Genomic DNA, 16,655 nt, shown 5'->3' with positions numbered 1-16,655 from the left:
CAAGTTCCTGTATTGGGCTTGATCCTGGGTTGCAGTGCCCCACGTGGTGGGGGCGCTTTCGCATTTGTTTGTTTTATCTGGAATTCCGAGTGTCTGAACTGCACAAGTTTCTTTTTGATGGCCTGCCCGTGCGCGGCATGATTGTTCGCCTCACCGATGCGTGGACGGACATCCTTCAGCGCCGAGCCAGCAACACCACGACGGGTGCCTATGCGCCCCCCGTGCAGGAGTTGCTGGGCGAAATGGCTGCCGCGGGCGTGCTCATGCAGTCCAACATCAAATTCAGTGGTGCCCTGGTGCTGCAGGTCTTTGGCGATGGCCCGGTGAAGGTGGCGGTGGTGGAGGTCCAGTCGGACCTGAGCCTGCGCGCCACGGCCACCGTCAACGGTGTGGTGCCCGAAGGCGCCCGCTTGAGCCAGATGGTCAACGTGGGCGGTGGCGGGCGCTGCGCCATCACGCTAGACCCGCAAAACAGGCATCCGGGCCAGCAGCCTTACCAGGGCGTGGTGCCCCTGCACGGCGATCACCACGAGAAGCTGGAACGTCTTTCGGATGTGCTGCAGCACTACATGCTGCAGTCAGAACAGCTCGACACGGTGCTGGTGCTGGCCGCCAACGACAAGGTGGCCGCAGGCCTGCTGATCCAGCGCATGCCGCTCAAGGGCGAGGGCAACTTGGCCCAGGGGCTCTCGCACCGCGAGAACGAGGACCAGATCGGTCAGAACGAGGACTACAACCGCATTGCGCACCTGGCTTCCAGCCTGACGCGCGATGAGTTGCTGACGCTGGATGTGGACACCATCCTGCGTCGCCTGTTCTGGGAAGAGAAACTGATCCGCTTTGAACCCCAGCAGGGCGAAAACGGCCCGCGCTTTGCCTGCACCTGCAGCCGCGAGCGCGTATCCAACATGCTGCGTGGCCTGGGTGAAGAAGAAGCACAGAGCATTCTGGCCGAGCGCAAGGACATCGAAGTCGGTTGCGAATACTGCGGTCAGCAGTACCGCTTTGACGCGGTGGACGTGGCGCAGCTTTTTGTCTCTTCTGCAGCATCGCAGCCCCCAGGGCCGTCCGGAGTGCAATAAGAGCCGCCAACACAACCCCTTGGCATCGTTGTTCCGTCTTGCCGTACTGCTTGTACTGCCTGCGACGGAACACTTGGCCAGTGCACTTTGCCTGGTTCTGTGAGTTGCTCCAAGCCAAGCATTGCCGCTGTTCTGGCTGGCTTTCCGATGACGATTGTTGACATATCGTCTCCGGGTGCTCCCCTAAGATTCTCCCCACAAGGGAGGGTTTGCATGGATTTTCTTCGCCGGCTTCTTGGCGTCTCTGATTCCGGTGCGGTGGCCCCTGAAAGCTCCACGCAGCCTTTGGCACTGGGATCGCCGCCCGCGGACTCCGTGCCTGCTGCGCTGGATGTGGATGCCGCCATCAACGCCCACGAGCGTTGGAAAGCGCGCCTGATGGATTACCTGGAGGGACGCACGCAAGTGGGGCTCGATCCCGAGGTGATCCGCCGCGACGATCACAGCGCCTTGGGCCGCTGGCTCCATGGGGTGGGTCGCGAAATGCTGGGGCACCATCCCGAATACCCCATGCTGCTGGCCAGGCACCGCTATTTTCATGAACAGGCGGCCGATATCGTGACCCTGGCCCAGCGGGGCGAATGGGATCGTGTGGTGGCCATTCTCAACGGGGGCTACCGTTTTGCCTCCAGCCAGGTGGTGCTGTTGCTGAAGTCCATTCGGCACAGCGTCAGTCAGGAGGGCGGTGAGTCACTGCTGCGCTGACGGCTTGCGGCTACTTGTGGCGACTTGCAGCGGCTCGCGCTTAACGTCCCCCTGCGTCGTCGCGCAGGGAGGTGAACAGACGGTGTTCGCACTCGGGGTCGCTGCACTTTTCGCAGCCCCACGCGCGCATGCGGGCGCGTCGTTCGGCGGTCGGGCCAGCTCCTGCTGGAGGTGAAGCCTCCACAGCCGCGGCGGGTACAGCGGGCTCCACCGTGGGGCGTGCTGCCTGCAGCATGGCGAGCACACTCGTCACCCTTTGTGCCGGGTTGCCATAGATCACGCGGTAGGGCTGCTGCTGCCTCTGCAGCAGGGCGCGCAACTCTGCGTCTTCACGCTGTCTGCGGTCCAGTTCTGCGTGGGGGCTTGGCCAGTCCAGTCCTGCCAGAACAACGGTGGCTCCGGCGGGAACCTCAATGGTTGCAGTGGCTGCAAGAGGTAGGTAGAGCAGCCTCCACTGCGCCGAGTTCTGACCGAGCTGAGCTGACAGTGCTTGGAACAGATCCGAAGCGCCTGAGTGCGCGGCTCCCAGAATGCAGAGCGTGCTGAGCGCGCCTGACGATGCGTTAAAGGGTTGCACGCGGGTGTGCGAAGAGAAGAGTGTGGGGGAGGTCCGCGAGGCAGCTGCAGTCAGCGCGGAGTGAACTGCACGTACACCTCGTTGGGCTTGACCATGCCCAGCTCGCTGCGGGCTTTCTCTTCCACCATGTCCAGACCTTCCTTCAGATCATGGACTTCAGAGGCCAGCCGCTCGTTGCTTTGGCGCACCTGTGCATTGGCCGCCTTTTGCGCGTCAATTTTTTGCTGCATGGCCGCCACCTGGGGCAGGCTGCCCCGCCCCAGCCACAACTGCGCATGCACGGCAGCCAGCAATGCCAGCAAAACCACGGGGATGAGGCGTGTGCTCATGGATGGGGCTGTGAGTGCGCAGGTGGACGAAGAGGCGTGAGAGAGGGCCTGGGCCGCCGATCAGATGATTGTGGCGGTCCTGCCCCTGATTCCGATCAACGCAGGTTGTAGAACGCCTGGCGACCGGGGTAGTGGGCGATGTCGCCCAGGTCTTCCTCGATGCGCAGCAGCTGGTTGTACTTGGCGATGCGGTCCGAGCGCGACAGCGAGCCGGTCTTGATCTGACCTGCGTTGGTGCCCACAGCGATGTCGGCAATGGTGCTGTCTTCGGTTTCGCCCGAGCGGTGCGAGATCACGGCGGTGTAGCCAGCGCGCTTGGCCATCTCGATGGCGGCAAACGTTTCGGTCAGCGTGCCGATCTGGTTGATCTTGATGAGGATGGAGTTGGCGATCTGCTTGTCGATGCCTTCCTTCAGGATCTTGGTGTTGGTCACGAACAGGTCGTCGCCCACCAGCTGCACGTTCTTGCCCAGGCGCTCGGTCAGGATCTTCCAGCCGTCCCAGTCACCTTCGTGCATGCCATCTTCGATGCTGATGATAGGGTACTTGTCGCACCACGATGCCAGCATGTCCGTCCATTGCTGGGCGGTGAGCTTGAGGCCGCCTTCGCCTTCGAGCACATACAGGCCGTCCTTGTAGAACTCGCTGGCAGCGCAATCGAGGCCCAGGGCGATTTGCTCGCCAGCGGTGTAGCCAGCAGCTTCAATGGCTTGCAGGATCAGCTGGATGGCCGCTTCGTGGCTCTCAACGCTCGGGGCAAAGCCACCTTCGTCACCCACAGCGGTGCTGATGCCCTTGTCGTGCAGGATCTTCTTGAGGGCGTGGAACACTTCGGCGCCCCAGCGCAGGGCTTCGCGGAAGGTGGGGGCGCCCACGGGGATGATCATGAACTCTTGCAAGTCCAGGCTGTTGTTGGCGTGCGCGCCACCGTTGATGACGTTCATCATGGGCACGGGCAATTGCATGCTGCCCATGCCGCCCAGGTAGCGGTACAGGGGCAGGCCGGATTCTTCGGCAGCAGCACGTGCCACGGCCATCGACACGGCCAGCATGGCGTTGGCGCCCAGGCGGCTCTTGTTTTCGGTGCCGTCCAGGTCGATAAGGGTCTTGTCCAGGAAGGCTTGCTCGGAAGCGTCGAGGCCCAGCACGGCTTCGCTGATTTCGGTGTTGATGTGCTCCACAGCCTTGAGCACGCCCTTGCCCAGGTAGCGGCTCTTGTCGCCATCGCGCAGTTCAATGGCTTCGCGGCTGCCGGTGGATGCGCCCGAGGGCACGGCGGCGCGGCCCATCACGCCCGATTCCAGCAGCACGTCGCATTCGACGGTGGGGTTGCCGCGGCTGTCCAGCACTTCGCGGCCTACGATGTCAACGATGGCACTCATGGTTTTCCTTTTACAGAAGTTTCAAATCAAACCGGGCTCCAGCGCTTGTTGGTAAAGCGCTGGCAGCTATCAATTAGAGAGCAAATCTGTGGCGGGCAAAAAGTTTCTGCCCGGCGCGCAGGGCCCGCTCAGACGCCTTCCACGCACACCATGCGCATGATGGCAGCGCCTTCGCGCGCCGCCTTGGCTTTCTGGTATTCGGGAGTGTCGTAAAAAGCGCGCGCTGCTTCAAACGTGGGGAACTTGAGGATCACGGTGCGGCCGGGGTTCCAGTCACCCTCCAGCACTTCCACCTTGCCGCCGCGCACGCACACCTCTGCACCGTGGGCCTGCATGGCCAGCGTGCTCCACTTGCGGTACTCGTCGTACTGCGTGGGGTTGGTGACGGTTACGGACGCGATGATGTACCCACTGCTCATGTCTCAGGCTCCAAAGTTGTTTTCGAGGAATCCGTTTTTCTTGGTGATGTCGTCCAGCGCGACCAGCGTCTCCAGCAGTGCCTTCATGTGCTTGAGCGGCACTGCGTTGGGGCCGTCCGACCAGGCTTCGGCAGGCTTGGGATGCGTTTCCATGAAGAGGCCTGCCACGCCCACCGCTACACCGGCGCGGGCCAGCACGGGCACCATGTCGCGCGCGCCGCCGCTCACGGCCCCCAGGCCGCCGGGCTTTTGCACAGAGTGGGTCACATCAAACACCACAGGCGAGCCAGACTTGCGCATCTCCGCCAGGCTGGTCATGTCGGCCACGAGGTTGTTGTAGCCAAAGCTCACGCCGCGCTCACAGGCCAGAAAGCGGTCTTCCGACAGGCCGACTTCGGCTGCTGCCGCCCGCGCCTTGTCGATGACGTTCTTCATGTCCCAAGGGGCCAGAAACTGGCCTTTCTTGATGTTGACGGGCTTGCCCGACTGCGCCACGGCGCGGATGAAGTCGGTCTGGCGGCACAGGAAGGCGGGGGTTTGCAGCACATCGACCACGCTGGCCACTTCGGCCACCTGGGACTCGTCGTGCACGTCGGTGAGCACGGGCAGGCCCGTCTGGCGGCGCACTTCGTCCAGGATCTTGAGACCGTTGTCCAGCCCCACGCCGCGCTGGCTGGTGCCGGAGGAGCGGTTGGCCTTGTCAAACGAGCCTTTGTAGATGAGCGGGATGCCCAGAGCGGTGCAGGCTTCCTTGAGCTGCCCCGCGACATCCAGCGACATCTGCAGACTCTCGATCGAGCAGGTGCCTGCAATCAAAAAGAAACGCTGGTCCAGACCGATGTTGAATCCGCAGAGTTGCATCGTCACTTCCTCAGACTTTGTGGGGCGCTTTGTGGTGTTGCACCGCTGCCTTCACAAAGGCGTTGAACAGCGGGTGCCCGTTCCAGGGCGTGGATTTGAACTCGGGGTGGAACTGCACGCCGATGTACCAGGGGTGCACGGTGTTTGGCAATTCCACGATTTCGGTGAGCTGCTCGCGCTGTGTCAGCGCCGAGATCACCAGGCCCGCTTTGCGCAACTGGTCCAGGTACTGGGTGTTGGCTTCGTAACGGTGGCGGTGGCGTTCTGTGACCACATCGCCGTAGATGCTGTGGGCCAGGGTGCCGGCTTGCACGTCAGAGGACTGCGCGCCTAGGCGCATGGTGCCGCCCAAGTCAGAGTTCGCATCGCGCGTCTTGATGGTGCCGTCCGCATCCTTCCACTCGGTGATAAGGGCGATCACCGGGTGCTTGGCGTGCGGATCGAACTCGGTGGAGTTGGCACCTTCCAGCCCCGCCACGTGGCGGGCGTATTCAATGGTGGCTACCTGCATCCCTAAGCAGATGCCGAGGTAAGGCACCTTGTTTTCGCGGGCGAAGCGGGCGGTGGAAATCTTGCCTTCCACACCGCGCGAGCCGAAGCCGCCGGGCACCAGAATGGCGTCGTAGTGGCCCAACTGCTGCTTGGCGTTGGCATCGGTGATGGTTTCCGAGTCCACGTGGTCGATCTTCACGCGCACATGGCTTTGCATGCCTGCGTGCTTGAGGGCTTCGTTGACCGATTTGTAGGCGTCGGACAGATCCACATACTTGCCCACCATGGCGATCTTGACCTCGCCTTGCGGATGCTCGGTCTCGTGCACCAGCGCATCCCAGCGCTTGAGGTTGGTGGGAGGCGTGTTCAGGCGCAGCTTGTCGCAGATCAGGCCGTCCAGGCCCTGTTCGTGCAGCATGCGGGGCACCTTGTAGATGGTGTCCACGTCCCACATGGAGATCACGCCCCACTCAGGCACGTTGGTGAACAGGGAGATCTTTTCCTTCTCCTCGTCAGGCACCTGGTGCTGCGCGCGGCACAGCAGCGCATCGGGCTGGATGCCGATTTCGCGCAGCTTTTGCACCGTGTGCTGCGTGGGCTTGGTTTTCAGCTCACCCGCTGTGGCAATGTAGGGCAGGTAGGTGAGGTGCACGAAGGCCGCGTTGTTCGGGCCCAGGCGCAGGCTCATCTGGCGCACGGCTTCCAGGAAGGGCAGGGACTCGATGTCGCCCACGGTGCCACCCACTTCGCAGATGGCTACATCCACGGCGTCCGGCGTGTCGATGCCCGCGCCACGCTTGATGTATTCCTGGATTTCGTTGGTGACGTGGGGAATGACCTGCACGGTCTTGCCCAGGTAGTCGCCGCGGCGCTCTTTTTCGAGCACGGACTGGTAGATCTTGCCCGTGGTGAAGTTGTTGGACTTCTTCATGCGCGTTTCAATGAAACGCTCGTAATGGCCCAGGTCCAGGTCGGTTTCCGCGCCGTCGTCGGTCACGAACACTTCGCCGTGCTGGAAAGGCGACATCGTGCCGGGGTCGACGTTGATGTAGGGGTCAAGCTTGATGAGGGTGACTTTGAGTCCCCGCGATTCGAGGATCGCGGCAAGGGAGGCTGAGGCGATTCCCTTACCGAGGGAAGACACCACACCGCCGGTGACGAAGACAAATTTGGTCATGTCGTTTTATGGTGGTGGGAAATTGGGATTATAGATGGGGCATGGCAGCGACCCCTGACCTTCCAACACCTTGAGCGTGCCGGGGTGCATGTGCCGGGTCTGCTAAATTCGCGCCCATGAATGAGCTTGCTGGCAAACACATTGTTCTGGGTCTGAGTGGAGGCGTGGCTTGCTACAAGGCGGCGGACTTCTGTCGTCAACTCATCAAGGCCGGGGCCACGGTGCAGGTGGTGATGACCGAGGCGGCCGAGCAGTTCATCACCCCGGTCACCATGCAGGCGCTGTCGGGACGGCCTGTTTATGGCTCGCAATGGGATGCCCGCGAGCCCAACAACATGCCGCACATCAACCTCAGCCGCGCGGCGGATGCCATTGTGATTGCCCCGTGCAGTGCCGATTTCATTGCACGGCTGGTGCAGGGCAGGGCAGACGAGTTGTTGAGCCTGATGTGCCTTGCTCGCCCTATCGACCGGGTGCCCCTGCTGCTTGCGCCCGCCATGAACCGTGAGATGTGGGCCCACCCCGCCACCCAGCGCAACCTGACCCAGGTGGCCGCCGATGGCGCCCTAGTGCTGGGCGTGGGCCGTGGGGACCAGGCCTGTGGCGAAACGGGTGACGGGCGCATGCTGGAACCCGAAGAGCTGCTGGACGAGGTCATTGCGTTCTTTACCCCCAAGGTGCTGGCGGGGCACAAGGTGTTGATCACCGCCGGGCCGACGTTTGAAGCGATCGACCCCGTGCGCGGAATTACCAACCTTTCCAGCGGGAAGATGGGTTTTGCCATTGCCCGCGCCGCCCGTGAGGCCGGTGCCGATGTGACGCTGGTGGCAGGCCCCGTGCATCTGCCCACGCCCCGTGGCGTGAAGCGGGTGGACGTGAAATCTGCACAAAATATGCTGCTGGCGGTTGAGCAGCAAGCGCAGGCAGCTACTGTTTTTATAGCGACTGCAGCGGTGGCTGACTGGCGGGTGGCTACGCAGTCCACAGAAAAGATCAAGAAGGATGGCTCCGGCCAGCCCCCAGCGCTGCATTTTGTAGAGAACCCCGACATCCTGGCCCAGGTCGCGCAGTCGCCTCGTGCGCAGGCGGGCGATTTGTACTGTGTGGGCTTTGCCGCCGAGAGTCATGATCTGCTGGCACACGCCACAGCCAAGCGCGCGCGCAAAGGGGTGCCTTTGCTGGTAGGCAACATTGGCCCGGCCACCTTCGGGCAGGATGACAATGCGCTGCTGCTGGTAGATGCGCAGGGGCATCGGGAACTGCCGCGTGCCTCCAAGCGGGTTCTGGCCCAGCAGCTGGTGACTGAAATCGCCGGGCGGTTGTCGCGCTGATCCTGTCGATCGGTTCTCTGTTTTTTCCCGGCAAACTCCGCGCTCTCAGCACTTCCCCTGTTTGGCCTTCTGCCGATGCAGAAGGTTTTTTCATGCCCCTGCGGCATTCACAACATCAATGGTTTGAACGGATCGCTCCATGAAGATCGACATCAAGATTCTCGACCCCCGCATTGCCGAGCAGCTGCCTGCCTATGCCACCCCAGGCAGTGCCGGGCTGGATTTGCGCGCCTGTCTGGATGCACCACTCACACTGCAACCCAACGCCTGGCAACTGGTGCCCACGGGTATTGCCATGTACCTCAAGGACCCCGGCTATGCCGCGTTGATCCTTCCCCGCTCGGGGCTGGGGCACAAGCACGGCATCGTGCTTGGGAACCTTGTCGGGTTGATCGACAGTGACTACCAGGGCCAGTTGATGGTGAGCGCCTGGAACCGCAGTGATGTGGCCTTCACCATCGAGCCCATGGAACGTCTGGCCCAGATGGTCATCGTGCCGGTGGTGCAGGCGCAGTTCAATGTTGTCACGGATTTTGTGGCCACCGAGCGTGGCGAGGGCGGCTACGGCTCCACGGGCAAAGCCTGATCACTGTCCATCCACAGGGCGCACAGGGCGGCGGCTTCGTCAGCTTTTTCTTACGTTTGGTAGAGCTTGTTACGGGCACCTTGATGCGCCGTGTGCACTCTCACCGAATGTGGCGCGTTGAAGTAACCTGTACCCACTGGCTAGGCGTTGCGTGCCGTTGGTGTGCCGCAACTTTTTTGCCCCTACAAGGAGAATTCTGATGCCTTCTTTGGAACGATCTGCCGCTCTGGCTTGCACAGCAGTGGCGGCCCTGGCCCTGACAGCTTGCGGCCATAACCGTCCCGATCCCTACTACTACGGCGGTGGTTACCAAGGGGCTGCACCCGCTTACCCCACCACTAACTACTACCCTCAAGGTACAGAGTTTGGGCGCGTTTCCAATATTGAAGTGCTGCAAAGCCGTGGTTCTGGCCAAACCTCCGGCGGCGGCGCTGTGCTGGGTGCAGTGGTTGGTGGCCTTCTGGGCAACCAGGTGGGCAAGGGCTCAGGCCGTGCTGCGGCCACCGCTGTGGGTGTGATTGGCGGCGCCGTCGCAGGCAACGCCATTGAAGGTCACAACAACTCCGGCTATGCCGAGAGCTACCGCATATCCGTTCAACTGGATCGCGGCGGTTATCGCGTGTATGACGTGAGCTCTCCTGGCGACCTGCGCATTGGGGACCGGGTGCGGCTCTATAACGGCCAGATTTCCCGTCAATAACGGCTTGCCAGCCTCTCTGGCTGAGGTTTATTACCGCCCCTTTTCGAAAGGGGTGGTTTTGTTTTATCAGTGCAGGAGGTTATTGCCCGGCGCCTGGGCTTCAATGCGGAAGAAGCCGGTGCCGGTCGTCCCTTTGCCTATCTCCTCTTCGGTGGCTTCCCTGACCGATTCCACCTTCACCTGCAGGCGCAGCGCAATGCCTGCCAATGGGTGGTTGCCGTCCAGCACCACATGCTCGGGGTAGATTTCTGCCACCGTGTACAGACCGCTGCGCGGTGCGTCAGGGTTGCAACCCTCGGGCAAGGCAGAGCCCTCGAACGTCATGCCTTCTTCAATCTCCGCAGGGAAAAGCTGCCGGGGCTCCAGAAAGAGCAGCTGATCGTTGAAATCGCCGAAAGCATCTTCGGGCTCCAGATGCAACGAGAGCTTGGCCCCGGCGGAATGCCCTTGCAGGGCTTCTTCGATACGGGGCAACAAGTCATTGCCACCCACCAGAAACTCGACGGGCTCCTCCAGCACGTCGAGTTCTTCGCCAAGGGTGTCTTTCAGGGTCCAGGTCAGTGCGACCACGCATTGTTGGGTAATTTCCATAGGAGAATTGTCGCAGTTTGACCAATGGCCCCGCCAGGGGCACCAGCCTTTCCATGGATACCCAACAACCTTTATCCCTTCTGGGCGGGCTCACTCCCGAGCAGTTCATGCGCCGCCACTGGCACAAAAAGCCCTTACTGGTGCGCCAGGCCATCCCCAACTTCAAGCCGCCGGTACTGCGCTCCGAAATGTTCGCCCTGGCAGCGGAAGAGGCGGTGGAGTCGCGCTTGGTACAGCAGGTCAAGGGCGCATGGAAACTGCGTCATGGCCCTTTTGCCCGCCGTTCCCTGCCAGCCATGACCCAGCGTGAATGGACTTTGCTGGTGCAAGGCGTGGACTTGCACAACGATGCTGTGCACCAGTTGATGCAGCAATTCCGCTTCGTGCCGGAAGCCCGCCTGGACGACCTGATGATCAGCTACGCCACCGACGGTGGTGGAGTGGGTCCCCATTTCGACAGCTACGACGTATTTCTGCTTCAAGCCCATGGGCGCAGGCGTTGGCGCATTGGGCGGCAGAAGGACCTGAGTCTCAAGGACGGGATCCCCCTCAAGATACTGGCCGACTTTGAGCCTGAAGAAGAGTTTGTCCTCGAGCCCGGCGACATGCTGTATCTGCCCCCGCGCTACGCCCACGACGGCATTGCCGAAGGGGAGTGCATGACCTATTCCATCGGGTTCCGTTCCCCGGCCCGCGCGGAGCTGGCGCAGGAGCTGCTGGTGCGCTTGTCGGAAGATGCGGCCGATGACGAGCAGGTGCAGATGTACCGCGATCCCAAGCAGGAGGCTGTGTCTGAGCCTGGAGCCATACCGGCCAGTCTGCAGGGGTTTGCCCAAGCGGCTTTGCAGCGTGCGCTGGCTCAGCCGCTGGCACTGGAGCGCGCACTGGGTGAATATCTGACGGAGCCCAAGCCCAACGTCTGGTTTGATGCCCAGGGGTCGGGGGGCATGATGGAAGCCGTTCGCCTGGATCGACGCACCCGCATGATGTACGACGCGCACCATGTTTTCATCAACGGAGAAAGCTATCGCGCCGCAGGCAAGGACGCAACGCTGATGCGTCGCCTGGCCAATCAGCGTTATCTCAGTGCCAAGGATCTTGCCCGCGCCAGCGATGATGCGCTGGAGCTGATCTCTACCTGGTGCGATGATGGCTGGGCGCAGCCCTGCGCGGACATCGATCTCGCACCATGACGCAAGCTTCCGGTACACCTTCCTCTCAGCCCTCACCAGGGTCTTCTGCGCACGGGCTGCCCGCGGGCAGATTCAGCAGCCGCGAAGCCTTTTTGCAGATGGTGCGAGACGCATTTGCTGCTGCGGCCCGCGAGGGGTGGCCGGAATTGCTGGTCAGTGACGCCAATTTCCACGACTGGCCGTTGGGCGAGCGGGCGGTGGTGGAATCCCTGCAAGCCTGGGCCCGCAGTGGTCGCAAATTCACCATGCTGGCCTGCAGTTACGACGATGTGATTCGCCGTCATGCCCGCTTTGTGCAGTGGCGAGGCACCTGGGATCACATCATCACCTGCCGTAAATGTCCTTCGGCGGATCCGCTGGAGTTGCCCAGCGTGCTGTGGTCTCCCGTGTGGGTGATGCAGCGGCTGGACACGCAACGGTGCGCAGGTGTCACGGGCACCGAGCCCGAGCGCCGTGTTCTGGTGCATGAGTCGCTGAGCGAGTGGATTCGCAGCAAAAGCGCGCCGGGTTTTCCGGCCACGACGTTGGGTCTCTAAGGCCCGTGCTGCCAGCGCATCCCCACAATGGAGCACTGCTACAGAAGGCAGTGTTGCATCGGTGCCTATGTCAACTTGCAGTAAACCTTTTTTCGGTGTTAGCCACTATTGACTAAATACCAATATAATTTATGGCTGCGCCCGAAAATGGTGCAACCCTCAAGTGCATTGCGCCAATGCGTACCAGGGCTTTTAGCGCCGGTCGCTGTGGCTTTTCAAGCTTTTTGTCTGTCCAACTAGGAAATTTGAAATGAAGAACTCCGTCGTTCTGGCCGCCCTGATCGCTGCTGCTGCTCTCGCCGCTTGTGGCAAGAAGGAAGAACCCGCTCCAGCACCAGCTCCTGCACCTGCAGCAGCTCCCGCCCCTGCTCCAGCACCTGCTGCTTCTGAAGCCGCTCCTGCTGCCTCCGAAGCCGCTCCTGCTGCCGCTGCTTCCGACGCTGCTCCTGCTGCTGACGCTGCCAAGGCTGCTGCTGACACAGCCGCTGCTGCTGCCACCGGCGCTTCGCAAGCCAAGTAATTGACGGACAGAGTTTGTTGCCGCACGCGGCAGCAAACTCTCTTCTCCAAAGCCCCGCTTTCGCAAGAAGCGGGGCTTTTGTTTTTTATCTGTCCGCAAGATGACGGGTAAAGCTTGGTTCTCAAAAAGTCTCTTGGAGTCTGCTGTAAAGCCACAGAGCCAGCGCAGCGAGAGCTGCTATCCACACGGCCACAATCGCAATGCCTCCCCACAGGCTGCGGGGTTTGCGTGTGTGCTTGAGCATCCATTCATCTGCTTGCGCTCGGCTGGCCAGCAGAACCGATTCAGGCAACAGCTGGATGGTCAGCCAGATCAGGCAGGGTAGCAGTACGACATCGTCCAGGTAACCCAGGATGGGGATGAAGTCTGGTATGAGATCCACTGGACTGAGTGCGTACGCCACAACAAAGCCCGCCATGCCTTTGACATACCAGGGCGTTGCCGGGTGCTTGCAGGCGAACCATAAAGTCACGCCATCTCGCTTGATTCGCTGGGCCCAGGTTTTCAGCTTCAGATGCATGCCCATGCACCGATTGTCGTTCTGCCGCGGTGTGAGGGTTTTGAAAGACCCCGAGCTCTCCCTTGGCGCTCCATACTCCCGCGAGACTGTCTTGAAGTCAGCTGGGGCGCACGCGAATCCAGTGCGTTCCGTTGATCGGATGCGCAACCTCGATCTGCTCGGGCGGCCAGTCCATGGCGGTACTCAGTGCATTGCGTGCCATCTCTGGCGTGTTGTTGTGTGCGCTCAGGTGCGCTGCGATGACCTGGGTCAGCCCCGGGTGGCGCACTGTGGAGAGCAGATCAGCCGCAGCAGTATTGGCCAGGTGCCCATACTTTCCGCCGACCCTGCGTTTGAGAAAGGCAGGGTAGTGGGACGCCTCCAGCATCGCGGTGTCGTGGTTGGATTCCAGAAAAAGCGCATGGCAGTCCGTTACCTGGTCCAGCACATGGGGCGTGATATGTCCCAGGTCTGTCAATACACCCAGGCGTACGTCGCCATCGGTGCAAGTCAGCTGCAAAGGCTCTCGGGCATCGTGGGGCACGGTGAAAGGTGTAGCTTGCCATGCACCCAGGTCGATGGGTTGCATGTCGTGCGCAATATGCAGCAAACCTTGCAGATCAGGTGCACCCAGGGCGGTGTGGGTGCCGTGGCTCATCCATACGGGGATGCCGCGCTTGCTGGCGACAGACAGCGCACAGCCGATGTGGTCGGCATGTTCGTGGGTGATGAACAAGGCGTCGATATCGGCCAGCGTGAGTTCCGCCTGCCCCAGCCGTGCTTCCAGCTGGCGTATCCCCAGCCCGCAGTCCACCAGCAGACGCCGCGTGTGGAGGCCATCACTGCCTTCAATCACCGTGGCGTTGCCTGAGCTGCCACTGCCCAGATTTTTAAGGCGCAGCATGCATCGATCCTGTTGGGCGCTACCGTGTGCAATATGCTGGCAGCCCGTATGTTCATCAAAATAAAAAGCCCCGCGGGCTCCTAAGGGGCTGCGGGGCTTTCGTTGGAGGGGCCGAAGCCCCTGAAGAGCCTTACTTCAGCTCGTCCGCAATCACCCGTACGATGCGTTCGGCGTTGGCAGAGGTTTCAGGATTGCCCGCCTCGTTGAGGACGGAGACGGTGCTGGAGTTGCCCTCGCTACGCACAGCAATCCGGTACTTGATCGGTGGAATGGCCGCCGCAGAGCTGCCGAACAGCTTGCTGAAGAATCCGGGCTCTTTCTTGTCCGGATTGGGGGGCACGTAACGTACGAAGTACAGGCCGTCCTTGCGGTTGCGGTCTTCCACGGTGAAGCCTGTGCGGTCCAGTGCCAGACCTACGCGACGCCAGGCGCGGTCGAAGTTTTCGTCCAGCTGCACGGCTGGGGCGTTGTTCACGGTGGCAATACGGGCTGCTGGTGTGACCTGAGCGGGCGCGCTGGCGGCAATCGCCTTGGATTGTTCCTGGCTGACGCCCAGCTTTACCATGAGGCGACGCAAGAATTCGGCTTCCAGCTCAGGATCGGCCGGGCGAGGCTGCCAGATCGTCTGGTCTTTGTGGGTGCTGGTGTAGACCTCGATCATGCCGCGGTGGCTGATGTAGATGTCTGTGCCCCCATTGGCGTTGCGCTCCAGGCGGGTGCGGAACTTGTCGCGCTCACCGGTGGAGTAGAGCGATTCGAACACTTTGCCGATGGTGGAGCGCACGATGTCCTGCGGCAGCTTGGCGCGGTTTTCCGCCCAGTCGGTCTCCAGAATGCCCAGATTGGCCTGTTCTTGCGTGAAGATAAAGCCGCTTTCCAGCCAGAAGTCACGCACGGGCTCCCACAGTTTGTCGGCCGGGCGGTTGATGACCAGCCAGCGCTGGTTGCCATCGCGTTCAATGCGCACATCGCCAATCGCGGTGGCGGCTGTCTGGCTGGCTGCTGTGGGCTGTGCTGCCTGCTGGCTGGCTTGCAGGGCTGCTGCCGACACAGCACCCCCTGGCACGGCGTAGCGCGAGTCCTTGGCCAGCTGGGTCAGGTCTGGAGGCACTTCCAGGGTCGAACCCTTGGTGGCACTCTTGTAGTCGATTTTGTCGCCCTCAAGGGTCGAGCATGCTGAAAGGGCTGCAACAAGGGCGAGCAGGCCCAGGCGGGTATTTGCTTTCACTCGGAAATCCTTGGAATGTCTGTGAGGGGGCGGATCAAAGCAGGCCGCTGCTGCGCAATGCAGCTTCAACCACGGCTTCGTTGCTCTGGGACAGTGGAGTCATGGGCAGGCGCATGGTTCCGCCGCACAGTCCCATGCGGGCCATGGCCCACTTCACGGGAATGGGATTGGCTTCCACGAACAGGTTTTTGTGCACGGGCAGCAACTGCAGCTGGATTTCCATGGCACGCTTGACGTTACCCGCAATGGCAGCCTTGCACAGCTCGTGCATCAGCTTGGGTGCTACGTTGGCAGTAACGCTCACGTTGCCGTGGCCGCCGCAGAGCATGAGGGCGACGGCGGTTGGGTCATCGCCCGAGTAGATGCCAAAGCCCTTGGGCGCTTCACGGATGAGCCACTGGGCGCGCTCGATGTTGCCCGTGGCTTCCTTGATGCCGATGATGCCGGGCACCTGGGCCAGGCGCAGCACGGTGTCATGCTGCATATCGGCCACCGAGCGGCCGGGCACGTTGTACAGGATGGTGGGCAAGTCACCCACCGCCTCTGCGATGGCCTTGAAGTGCTGGTACTGGCCTTCTTGCGTGGGCTTGTTGTAGTAGGGCACCACTTGCAATTGCGTGTCTGCGCCCACCTTCTTGGCAAATTTGGCCAGCTCGATGGCTTCGGCGGTGGAGTTGGCCCCGCAGCCCGCCATGATGGGTACGCGCTTGGCGGCCTGTTCCACGGCCACGCGGATGATTTCGCAGTGCTCTTCCACGTTCACGGTGGGCGATTCCCCCGTGGTGCCCACCACGCCGATGCAATCTGTGCCTTCGGCGATGTGCCAGTCGATCAGTTTGCGCAAGGTGGGGTAGTCCACGCTACCGTCCTCGTGCATGGGGGTGACGAGGGCGACGATGCTGCCGGTAAGGGGCACGGAAGAAGATGTCATGTCCGCAGAAGGAAACGGTAAAAGGGCATTCTAACTAGACGCGGGGCACAGACTGTGACGCGCAGGGGCTGGGCCCTGAGGTGTTTCCCGTACCGCAGTGATGCGCTGCACAAAACGGGCGGGGTTTTCCAGGTAGCCGTCTTCGTACGCCACGATGCGCAGGCCGCTGCAAACCTGTAGCAGCTCACCAGGGCGCAGCAGGAAATCCGGGCGGCTGGGGCGGCCCACAGATTCATTTCCGTGCGCAAAAGTCTCGTAGATCAGCACGCCTGCCGGGGCGAGGCTATCCAGCAGAACGGGCATCAGCGGGCGCCACAGATAATTGGTCACCACCACGCCGCCAAACGTCCGCCTTGGCAGAGGCCAGGGGCCATTTTCAATATCTGCACACACCAGCGTGCCCAGGCCCTCGCAGGCCGCCAGCGCTTCTGCAGAGCGATCAATGCCCGTAACCCGGTAGCCCAGGCTGCCCAGCCAGCGCATATGGCGGCCTGCACCGCAGGCTACGTCCAGAACTTCGCTGCCAGCGGGGATCAGGTGGCTCCAGCGCTGGACCCATGGGGAAGGAGCTTCAGTTCCGTGCATTGCTATTGATTTGATAGCTGCCTGCGC

Annotated in this window: 20 protein-coding genes; 8 read left to right on the top strand and 12 right to left on the bottom strand. The window is 61.8% G+C overall.

The window, feature by feature from the left end; genetic code table 11:
* Positions 1-89 precede the first annotated feature (89 nt).
* Positions 90-1,082 (top strand): Hsp33 family molecular chaperone HslO, encoded by a 993-nt coding sequence (locus tag AACH87_RS16260; RefSeq protein ID WP_338795531.1) that lies wholly within the window; start codon positions 90-92, stop codon positions 1,080-1,082.
* Positions 1,083-1,295: 213 nt separating this feature from the next.
* A complete protein-coding gene (locus tag AACH87_RS16255; RefSeq protein WP_338795530.1) occupies positions 1,296-1,787 on the top strand; it encodes a CZB domain-containing protein in 492 nt (163 codons plus the stop codon).
* 40 nt (positions 1,788-1,827) lie between these two features.
* On the opposite strand, the gene AACH87_RS16250 is transcribed toward AACH87_RS16255, so the two are convergent.
* From AACH87_RS16250 to AACH87_RS16225, 6 genes are all read right to left on the bottom strand, one after another.
* Positions 1,828-2,364 carry a hypothetical protein gene (locus AACH87_RS16250; protein WP_338795529.1) on the bottom strand — a complete coding sequence of 179 codons (537 nt, stop codon included), beginning with the start codon at positions 2,362-2,364 and terminating at the stop codon, positions 1,828-1,830.
* 50 nt (positions 2,365-2,414) lie between these two features.
* Positions 2,415-2,693: a septum formation initiator family protein gene (locus AACH87_RS16245; RefSeq protein ID WP_338795528.1), complete on the bottom strand. Its 279-nt coding sequence runs from the start codon at positions 2,691-2,693 to the stop codon at positions 2,415-2,417.
* Between the two features lie 95 nt (positions 2,694-2,788).
* Entirely contained in the window at positions 2,789-4,075 is a 1,287-nt protein-coding gene (eno, locus tag AACH87_RS16240; RefSeq protein ID WP_338795526.1) for a phosphopyruvate hydratase, read from the bottom strand.
* 128 nt (positions 4,076-4,203) lie between these two features.
* Complete coding sequence (locus AACH87_RS16235) at positions 4,204-4,494, bottom strand: DUF1330 domain-containing protein (protein WP_338795525.1); 291 nt, start codon at positions 4,492-4,494, stop codon at positions 4,204-4,206.
* A gap of 3 nt (positions 4,495-4,497) precedes the next feature.
* A complete protein-coding gene (gene kdsA, locus AACH87_RS16230; RefSeq protein WP_338795524.1) occupies positions 4,498-5,355 on the bottom strand; it encodes a 3-deoxy-8-phosphooctulonate synthase in 858 nt (285 codons plus the stop codon).
* A 10-nt stretch (positions 5,356-5,365) separates the two neighbouring features.
* Positions 5,366-7,024 (bottom strand): CTP synthase, encoded by a 1,659-nt coding sequence (locus tag AACH87_RS16225; RefSeq protein ID WP_338795523.1) that lies wholly within the window; start codon positions 7,022-7,024, stop codon positions 5,366-5,368.
* 116 nt (positions 7,025-7,140) lie between these two features.
* Here AACH87_RS16225 and coaBC point away from each other — a divergent pair, with 116 nt between their 5' ends.
* The 3 genes from coaBC to AACH87_RS16210 all read left to right on the top strand — a co-directional run bounded on the left by coaBC (position 7,141) and on the right by AACH87_RS16210 (position 9,641).
* Positions 7,141-8,355, top strand: a complete 1,215-nt coding sequence (gene coaBC, locus AACH87_RS16220) for a bifunctional phosphopantothenoylcysteine decarboxylase/phosphopantothenate--cysteine ligase CoaBC (protein WP_338795521.1) — start codon at positions 7,141-7,143, stop codon at positions 8,353-8,355.
* 139 nt (positions 8,356-8,494) lie between these two features.
* Complete coding sequence (gene dut, locus AACH87_RS16215; protein ID WP_338795520.1) at positions 8,495-8,941, top strand: dUTP diphosphatase; 447 nt, start codon at positions 8,495-8,497, stop codon at positions 8,939-8,941.
* 199 nt (positions 8,942-9,140) lie between these two features.
* Positions 9,141-9,641 (top strand): glycine zipper 2TM domain-containing protein, encoded by a 501-nt coding sequence (locus tag AACH87_RS16210; protein WP_338795519.1) that lies wholly within the window; start codon positions 9,141-9,143, stop codon positions 9,639-9,641.
* A 66-nt stretch (positions 9,642-9,707) separates the two neighbouring features.
* On the opposite strand, the gene AACH87_RS16205 is transcribed toward AACH87_RS16210, so the two are convergent.
* On the bottom strand, positions 9,708-10,232 hold the full coding sequence (locus tag AACH87_RS16205; RefSeq protein WP_338795518.1) for an FKBP-type peptidyl-prolyl cis-trans isomerase: 525 nt from the start codon (positions 10,230-10,232) through the stop codon (positions 9,708-9,710).
* Positions 10,233-10,285: 53 nt separating this feature from the next.
* Here AACH87_RS16205 and AACH87_RS16200 point away from each other — a divergent pair, with 53 nt between their 5' ends.
* The 3 genes from AACH87_RS16200 to AACH87_RS16190 all read left to right on the top strand — a co-directional run bounded on the left by AACH87_RS16200 (position 10,286) and on the right by AACH87_RS16190 (position 12,481).
* Positions 10,286-11,425, top strand: a complete 1,140-nt coding sequence (locus tag AACH87_RS16200; RefSeq protein WP_338795517.1) for a cupin domain-containing protein — start codon at positions 10,286-10,288, stop codon at positions 11,423-11,425.
* A complete protein-coding gene (locus AACH87_RS16195) occupies positions 11,422-11,961 on the top strand; it encodes a hypothetical protein (RefSeq protein WP_338795516.1) in 540 nt (179 codons plus the stop codon). Before AACH87_RS16200 ends, AACH87_RS16195 begins: the two co-directional genes overlap by 4 nt.
* Positions 11,962-12,211: 250 nt before the next feature.
* Positions 12,212-12,481 (top strand): hypothetical protein, encoded by a 270-nt coding sequence (locus AACH87_RS16190; RefSeq protein WP_338795515.1) that lies wholly within the window; start codon positions 12,212-12,214, stop codon positions 12,479-12,481.
* 121 nt (positions 12,482-12,602) lie between these two features.
* Here the strand turns inward: AACH87_RS16190 and AACH87_RS16185 are convergent, their stop codons facing one another.
* The 5 genes from AACH87_RS16185 to AACH87_RS16165 form a co-directional block, all read right to left on the bottom strand.
* Complete coding sequence (locus AACH87_RS16185; RefSeq protein ID WP_338795514.1) at positions 12,603-13,007, bottom strand: YkvA family protein; 405 nt, start codon at positions 13,005-13,007, stop codon at positions 12,603-12,605.
* Positions 13,008-13,098: 91 nt separating this feature from the next.
* Positions 13,099-13,884, bottom strand: a complete 786-nt coding sequence (locus AACH87_RS16180; protein WP_338795513.1) for an MBL fold metallo-hydrolase — start codon at positions 13,882-13,884, stop codon at positions 13,099-13,101.
* A gap of 130 nt (positions 13,885-14,014) precedes the next feature.
* Positions 14,015-15,112: an outer membrane protein assembly factor BamC gene (bamC, locus tag AACH87_RS16175; protein ID WP_338795512.1), complete on the bottom strand. Its 1,098-nt coding sequence runs from the start codon at positions 15,110-15,112 to the stop codon at positions 14,015-14,017.
* Between the two features lie 34 nt (positions 15,113-15,146).
* Positions 15,147-16,043, bottom strand: a complete 897-nt coding sequence (gene dapA, locus AACH87_RS16170; protein ID WP_338795511.1) for a 4-hydroxy-tetrahydrodipicolinate synthase — start codon at positions 16,041-16,043, stop codon at positions 15,147-15,149.
* A gap of 30 nt (positions 16,044-16,073) precedes the next feature.
* Complete coding sequence (locus tag AACH87_RS16165) at positions 16,074-16,628, bottom strand: class I SAM-dependent methyltransferase (protein ID WP_338795510.1); 555 nt, start codon at positions 16,626-16,628, stop codon at positions 16,074-16,076.
* Positions 16,629-16,655 lie beyond the last annotated feature (27 nt).

It is taken from the genome of Acidovorax sp. DW039, from assembly GCF_037101375.1.
Lineage (GTDB): Bacteria > Pseudomonadota > Gammaproteobacteria > Burkholderiales > Burkholderiaceae_C > Acidovorax.
The sequence above is the reverse complement of the archived record's forward strand: the minus strand, read 5'-3'. Positions and strand labels throughout refer to the sequence as shown.

What these genes read in the sequence shown, in the direction of transcription:
- AACH87_RS16255 (WP_338795530.1), top strand. Translation starts at nt 1,296, where the DNA reads ATGGATTTTCTTCGCCGGCTTCTTGGCGTCTCTGATTCCGGTGCGGTG.
- AACH87_RS16245 (WP_338795528.1), bottom strand. Translation starts at nt 2,693, where the DNA reads ATGAGCACACGCCTCATCCCCGTGGTTTTGCTGGCATTGCTGGCTGCC.
- eno (WP_338795526.1), bottom strand. Translation starts at nt 4,075, where the DNA reads ATGAGTGCCATCGTTGACATCGTAGGCCGCGAAGTGCTGGACAGCCGC.
- AACH87_RS16235 (WP_338795525.1), bottom strand. Translation starts at nt 4,494, where the DNA reads ATGAGCAGTGGGTACATCATCGCGTCCGTAACCGTCACCAACCCCACG.
- kdsA (WP_338795524.1), bottom strand. Translation starts at nt 5,355, where the DNA reads ATGCAACTCTGCGGATTCAACATCGGTCTGGACCAGCGTTTCTTTTTG.
- AACH87_RS16225 (WP_338795523.1), bottom strand. Translation starts at nt 7,024, where the DNA reads ATGACCAAATTTGTCTTCGTCACCGGCGGTGTGGTGTCTTCCCTCGGT.
- coaBC (WP_338795521.1), top strand. Translation starts at nt 7,141, where the DNA reads ATGAATGAGCTTGCTGGCAAACACATTGTTCTGGGTCTGAGTGGAGGC.
- dut (WP_338795520.1), top strand. Translation starts at nt 8,495, where the DNA reads ATGAAGATCGACATCAAGATTCTCGACCCCCGCATTGCCGAGCAGCTG.
- AACH87_RS16210 (WP_338795519.1), top strand. Translation starts at nt 9,141, where the DNA reads ATGCCTTCTTTGGAACGATCTGCCGCTCTGGCTTGCACAGCAGTGGCG.
- AACH87_RS16205 (WP_338795518.1), bottom strand. Translation starts at nt 10,232, where the DNA reads ATGGAAATTACCCAACAATGCGTGGTCGCACTGACCTGGACCCTGAAA.
- AACH87_RS16200 (WP_338795517.1), top strand. Translation starts at nt 10,286, where the DNA reads ATGGATACCCAACAACCTTTATCCCTTCTGGGCGGGCTCACTCCCGAG.
- AACH87_RS16195 (WP_338795516.1), top strand. Translation starts at nt 11,422, where the DNA reads ATGACGCAAGCTTCCGGTACACCTTCCTCTCAGCCCTCACCAGGGTCT.
- AACH87_RS16190 (WP_338795515.1), top strand. Translation starts at nt 12,212, where the DNA reads ATGAAGAACTCCGTCGTTCTGGCCGCCCTGATCGCTGCTGCTGCTCTC.
- AACH87_RS16185 (WP_338795514.1), bottom strand. Translation starts at nt 13,007, where the DNA reads ATGGGCATGCATCTGAAGCTGAAAACCTGGGCCCAGCGAATCAAGCGA.
- AACH87_RS16180 (WP_338795513.1), bottom strand. Translation starts at nt 13,884, where the DNA reads ATGCTGCGCCTTAAAAATCTGGGCAGTGGCAGCTCAGGCAACGCCACG.
- dapA (WP_338795511.1), bottom strand. Translation starts at nt 16,043, where the DNA reads ATGACATCTTCTTCCGTGCCCCTTACCGGCAGCATCGTCGCCCTCGTC.
- AACH87_RS16165 (WP_338795510.1), bottom strand. Translation starts at nt 16,628, where the DNA reads ATGCACGGAACTGAAGCTCCTTCCCCATGGGTCCAGCGCTGGAGCCAC.